This window comes from Pseudomonas sp. PKS (assembly GCF_051913525.1).
GTDB classification, from domain to species: domain Bacteria; phylum Pseudomonadota; class Gammaproteobacteria; order Pseudomonadales; family Pseudomonadaceae; genus Aquipseudomonas; species Aquipseudomonas guariconensis_D.
The window spans coordinates 1-257 of the sequence record NZ_JBEGDO010000071.1; the positions used below are offsets into that span (position 1 = coordinate 1).

At 38.9% G+C, this 257-nt stretch carries 1 tRNA gene; it reads right to left on the bottom strand.

What is annotated here, in order from left to right:
• Positions 1–102 precede the first annotated feature (102 nt).
• Positions 103–186, bottom strand: a tRNA-Leu gene (locus ABOA88_RS24120).
• Positions 187–257 lie beyond the last annotated feature (71 nt).

A 257-nucleotide genomic window follows, 5' to 3' on the forward strand; every position in this document is an offset into this window, starting at 1 on the left:
TTGAAAAATTTTTAATTTTTTTATCTTATAAAAACATTGATATACACTTAATAATTTTCAAATAAAAAACCGGTTTTTATCCGGTCGATTTATTGTCCAAGTTGGTGGGGAATAAGGGACTTGAACCCTTACGTCAAAGACGCTAGATCCTAAGTCTAGTGCGTCTGCCAATTCCGCCAATTCCCCAAACAATGGTGACTCGTCGGAGATTCGAACTCCGGACCCACTGGTTAAAAGCCAGTTGCTCAGATCGGAAG